Below are 6,052 nucleotides of genomic sequence, written 5' to 3' on the forward strand. Positions count from 1 at the left end.
AGATAGTATGTTAATCAGCATTAGTGTTCTTAAAACTTTGCAGGAAATATCTAATGGAAGGCTGAGAAATACTGTAGATAAACCGGATGGTTACAAACAATACAATTGGTTTGTCGCTAATCCCATCAACAACTATGATGTAACCTTTTACATTGGCAAATATGCCCACTGGCAAGACAGTTACAATGGTGAAAACGGAAAACTCAGCATCGATTACTGGGCGCTGCAAACCGATAGCGCCAAAGCCCGCCCACATTGGGATGCCGATGTTAAACCCATGCTAAAATGTTTCGAATACTGGTTTGGTCCTTACCCATGGTACAAAGACGGTTACAAACTGGTTCAGGCACCACATTTAGGGATGGAACACCAAAGCGCAGTAGCTTATGGCAATCAGTTTAAACCAGGTTATTTAGGCAAAGATTTAAGCGGTACCGGCCATGGCTTAAAGTGGGATTTCATCACCATCCACGAGAGCGGCCACGAATGGTTCGGCAATAACATCACCTCAAAAGATATCGCCGATATGTGGATTCACGAAGGTTTCACCAATTATTCTGAGGTATTGTTTACCGAATGTACCGAGAACAAAGCAGCTGCTGATGAATATGTAATCGGATTACAAAAAATCATCCGTAATGATGTTCCAGTTATTGGTCCTTACGGTGTAAATAAAGAAGGCTCGGGCGACATGTATCCAAAAGGTGCAAATTTGATTAGTACCATTCGCCAGTTAATTAATAACGATGAAAAATTCAGACAGATTCTTCGCGGGCTAAGCAAAACATTTTACCATCAAACGGTAACCACTGCTCAGATTGAAAATTACATAGCCAAACAAAGCGGGCTTAAACTGGATAAAGTTTTCGATCAGTATTTACGTTTTACCAAAATCCCACTTTTAGCATATAAAATCAACAATGGCACTTTATCTTATCGCTGGATAACCGATGTTAAAGGTTTTGATATGCCTGTCCGTGTAACATTAAAAACAGGTGCATATACCTTGATTAAACCTACAAACGATTGGAAAACCATTAAGGTAGATGCCAGCATAAATGCAGATAACTTTAAACACGATCCGTTGTTTTATATTAACCTCAAAAAAGGTTAATCCTCGTCCAGACTTACGAAGTTTCCCTGGCCCGATAGCTCAGCTAACTTCGTAAGTCGGCCACCAAAGATAATTTTCAACTTGTGCAACTTTTCTTAAAAACAACCGTCTTATAAGAAAAGCTCATTATTCATCTAAAAAATAAAATCCATTACCATGAAAAAAGTATTTGCAATATTATTGGCATCCTTAACATTAACCTCTAGTATTAATGTAATTGCTAAAAATCAGATCAGCATCAACACTTCAAAAAATAATGGCGACGACAGAGATGTGAAAAACTTCAACGGAGTTGCTGCAGCAGGCCCAATAAACGTAATTGTAACTTTGGGCAATAGCGAAAGCTGTCGTTTAGAAGGCGATGCTGATGCATTGGCCTCAATTGTTACCGAAGTAAAAGGCAACGTTTTGGTTATCCGCCCGCAAACCAGTATTACTAGCTGGACTAGAAAATATGAAGGCAAAAAAATCACAGCTTACGTAACGGCAAAAGAGTTGGCCAGCTTAACCGTAAGYGGTGATGGCAACTTAAGTGTTAATGGAAAAATCAGCACAGGTAGTCTAACTACAACTGTAAGCGGTTCGGGAAGCATTAAAGCAATCGCTGATGTAGACAACTATAGTGGTGTGATTAGCGGTTCTGGTGCAATAAACATTACAGGCGGTGCAGATCATGCAAAAGTAGTAATCAGCAGCTCAGGCACCTTTGCCGGTAAATCTTTTTCTACAAAAACTTTAACCAGTACCATCAGTGGTTCAGGAACCGTAAATATCGCCGTAAGCGAAAGTATTAGAGCGGTAATCAGCGGATCAGGAAGCGTAAATTACTCTGGCAATCCAAGTGTTGATAAAACTATTGTTGGCTCAGGTGGGGTAAGAAAAGTATAAATTAAAACTTTTTAATAGAGAAACACCTGTAAGAAATTGTAGGTGTTTTTTTTGGTAAAAGATTAATTTTTAGCGCTATTCCCAACGCGATCGTCATGAGGTTGTATCATAAATATAGAATTGTCTCCTGTCCAAAGGACTCCTGTGGAGAGCTTGTCGAAGGACCTGTTTAATGCCCTCAAAGCGTTTCGACAAGCTCAACGTGACAGGTTGGAATGGAATCACAACTTATGATACAGCCTCATCTTTTCTGTAAAAGATCTTTGGTCGGACAATGTGCTTTAACATCCTTTTATTTTTATTTGAAAAGCAGATTATTGCTACTATTAAGTGTTAGTCCCGCTATTACTTCAAGTTCTTGCCCCGGTGAAAAATCGGAACTCTGGGCTCCATTTTATCGGCTTTAGGCACTCAGGTCTGCAAAGGAAATCTAACCGTTAGTTAAAGAAATTATAATTTAATGTGGTATTGGGCAGTATTCATTTGTATATTTAAACCAGGCTATAATCACAATACTAGCCATCAAAAACATAATGTATAATGGGTTTATTCAACGTATTTAAAAAGAAAAACATTGTAGAAGAAAATGAACAGATAGCAGAAAATGATCCATTGGAGAATTTCCCTGAACTGCTTACCGCTAAACTTTTATTCCTTGACAAACCTAACTTCGATAGCAATCAGGTATTAGCGGAGGTGAAAAAACACTTTGCAAATGTTGAACATTCCTTCTCAGAAAACACCTTTATTTTTTTATTCCCCAATCATCCCATTCAAYTTGCTGATGCAACAATTCCGGCACAGTGCACGATAATGATACCTGATCAGGGCAAATCTGAGGTAGAACTTCCAGATGCTGCTTTTCAACAAAACTGGCATTGGCAAGAAGCCAATCAGATTGCTAAAAACTGCACTTATGAAATATTGGTAACTGATTTAATGTCGAGAACATTACCCTATAAAGAACGCTTAAATATATTTATGGATTTTCTGGTGGCAGTGATCAAGGCAACGCAACCAAATGCAGTTTATTCATCACCAGCACAAAAAATCTTAAATCCCCCCCACATGGTAAGCATTTGGGAGACGGATAAAATACAGATGTTAAATGCAATTTGCAATGTAAGGCTTTACAACATTAGCAACAATGCCGATCACAAAGAATTGTTAATGGATACAGTTGGTCTTCACTCCATTGGATTACCTGATTTTCAAATCCGGTTCTCAGCAGCTAACGAAAATGAAGTGGCTAATCTGTTATGGACATATGCTTGTTATGCTTATGAGTTTGGCGATATTATAGTTGACGGAAACACACTTGAAGGATTAAAAACTGGCTCAAAATGGAAATGTGTAAAGCAACTTTCGCTTGTAGGCCCGGACAGAGTTGTGGTAAATGTAACGCCAGATTAACGACAATCATTCCTTCAACACAAAATCCCGTGTCGGCTTTAAACATTTATTCCCCTAACAACATTTCAAATAATCCCTTAAGAATTCGCATATGCTTACCCAAACCTTAAAATCCCTTTTCAGTCGCGATCTTAACAAACTGAAATCCGAAATCGAATCATACAAAAATGAATCAAACCTATGGGTTATAGATAAGGAGATTGCAAACTCAGCAGGGAACCTTTGCCTGCATTTAATCGGAAACCTCAACACCTACATTGGCGCAACCTTGGGCGGCAGTAATTACATCCGAAACCGCGAATTGGAGTTTTCGTTAAAAGACATCCCTAAGCAGAAGCTTATCAACATGATCGAAGCAACCCTATCCGTGATTAACGAAACGCTGGATAAAATAACCGAAGAACAGCTCAATAGCGAATACCCAACATTGGTATTTCAGGAGAAAACATCAACCGAATTCTTCCTGGTTCACCTTACCACGCATTTAGCCTATCATTTAGGGCAGATCAATTACCACCGAAGGTTATTGGATGTATAATTTATTGTCATTAGAAACAGAAGCCAAGCATTGGGCGTCCAGCACAAAGTGATTTACGACACTAGATCGTCATTGCAAGGAGACTTTTTCAGCCGACAAAGCAATCTATTAAGAAAATACAATACATAGATGAAATTACTCATGATACAACAACTCTTTGCCCAAAACGCAACCAAAATATTAAAAAGCGATGGATCTGTTATCGGTTTAGCCGTGGGCGGCTCCTGGCTCAGCAACGAAATCGACGAATTTTCAGACCTCGACCTCATTTTGGTTACCAAAGAAAAACTATCAACAGATAAATCAAAAATGCTGCAATATGCCAGCCTTCTTGGCGATTTAATTTCTGCATTTACAGGAGAGCATGTTGGCGAACCCCGCGTATTGATCTGCCTTTACGACAAGCCATTGTTACATGTTGACATTAAGTTTTTAACCCTTGATGAATTTGCTTCAAGAGTAGAAAACCCTATGCTATTAATCGACAGAGACAATCAATTACAGCAAGTTCTTGATCAAACTGAAGCTAAATTCCCTTCACCAGATTACCAATGGATTGAAGACCGCTTTTGGACCTGGATGCATTATGCCCTCTTAAAAATCGGCAGAGGTGAGTATCTGGAAGCGCTAGATTTCTTCGGCTTTTTAAGAATGATCGTGTTTGGCCCTCTACTGCACATCAAAAACAACAACCTACCACGAGGTGTGCGTAAAGTAGAATCGCAGCTTCCTGCCGAAGATTTTAGCTTACTTAAAGGTACTGTTGCCGAATACAATAAAACATCTTTAATTACTGCGTTAGAAAATGCGATAGTGCTTTATAAAAACCTGAGAATTGATCTGTTTGATAAAGACATTAAGTATAACCAAAAAGCAGATGATGCTGCTAAAAGCTACTTAACAATTATCCCATTCCTGCTAATTTCTATATCAATATGTGTAGGCTATACTTTTCTACATTGGCTACTCGTAATCAAACTAGAACTTTTCTCTCTCAATGATACTATAATTCAATTTGCAGGACCAGCTGTAGTATCGTTGCTTGTAACTTTGCTCTTTTTTAGACGAAGAATCCGTATTTTAAATCTAAAGTCGAATAGGGACAAGCTACCTGATTTTTATTTCATAATCATTTTAATTGCCTTATCTATTCCAAACATAATCGCACAAAATTACCTTCCAAAAGCTACAGGAAAACTCACCCAATTATTTAGCATAAATGAAATCGATCAGCACAAGCCATCGAAGTATTATACGCTGAAAAAATTTAGTGTCGACAAAATTAATATCGGCGTAAATACCTTTGTTGAAGTTGGTGGAAGAAACAATGAGAATTTCGGCATTTATGTTTTCGTTGTCCTCCCGATTATCGATACAGATGCAGAAAGCGACCGGTGTAAGGCATTCCTGGGCGTCAAATATTCTAAAAACATCAGCAACAGGCTCACGCCAAAAGAAAAACAAGAAAACTACGAAACATTACTATCCATCAGTCAATATGATGTGGCGCACAATAACTTCGACGAGTTCAGATATCTGGAGCAAATTGGAAACAATAGCGATAAAGATGGTTACAAAGATGCAATATTGCATTGTATTAAATATGACCGGAGTACTGCACCAATACTCATTGCCCAAAAAGAACCTTTTGAAGATCGATTGGGTAATGAATCAGACTGGATCTTTATATCTTTTGGTATTTCATCAGTTATTTGGCTGATCATGGTGCTGATACCCAAAATTGATCGCCCTGCCCTCAAAAAATTTGAAAGCGGGACACCCATAAAAAATGATGACTTAATTGAATTCCTACGTTTCTTAAAACCAAAAAATGGCTTTTATATAACGCCTATTCTAGTTTTCATAAACATTGCACTCTTTTTAACAATGATGTTTAGTGGTCTCGGTTTCATGAATTTTGCCGCGACCGACCTGTTAACCTGGGGTGCAGATTTTGGCCCATTTGTAAAAAACGGACAATGGTGGAGATTAACCACCAATACCTTCTTACATGGAGGCATCATCCATATAACTACAAATATGATTGGCCTTATTTTTTTTGGTCTTACACTCGAAATGCGCTTGGGCAAAATCAGATT

General features: G+C 38.3%; 5 protein-coding genes. All 5 read left to right on the top strand.

Translation table 11 applies throughout. The features are described from left to right. The coding region (locus AC1DND_RS19545) for a M1 family aminopeptidase (protein WP_477584159.1) at positions 1-1,114 on the top strand (1,114 nt) is incomplete at its 5' end. Between the two features lie 156 nt (positions 1,115-1,270). Then, complete coding sequence (locus tag AC1DND_RS19550; protein WP_477584161.1) at positions 1,271-2,002, top strand: head GIN domain-containing protein; 732 nt, start codon at positions 1,271-1,273, stop codon at positions 2,000-2,002. A gap of 540 nt (positions 2,003-2,542) precedes the next feature. Next, on the top strand, positions 2,543-3,415 hold the full coding sequence (locus AC1DND_RS19555) for a DUF4261 domain-containing protein (protein WP_477584163.1): 873 nt from the start codon (positions 2,543-2,545) through the stop codon (positions 3,413-3,415). Between the two features lie 91 nt (positions 3,416-3,506). Continuing rightward, positions 3,507-3,953 carry a DinB family protein gene (locus AC1DND_RS19560; RefSeq protein WP_477584165.1) on the top strand — a complete coding sequence of 149 codons (447 nt, stop codon included), beginning with the start codon at positions 3,507-3,509 and terminating at the stop codon, positions 3,951-3,953. 129 nt (positions 3,954-4,082) lie between these two features. Then, the coding region (locus tag AC1DND_RS19565) for a rhomboid family intramembrane serine protease (RefSeq protein WP_477584167.1) at positions 4,083-6,052 on the top strand (1,970 nt) is incomplete at its 3' end.

Source organism: Pedobacter sp. 01N416, assembly GCF_056399685.1.

What these genes read in the sequence shown, in the direction of transcription:
- AC1DND_RS19560 (WP_477584165.1), top strand. Translation starts at nt 3,507, where the DNA reads ATGCTTACCCAAACCTTAAAATCCCTTTTCAGTCGCGATCTTAACAAA.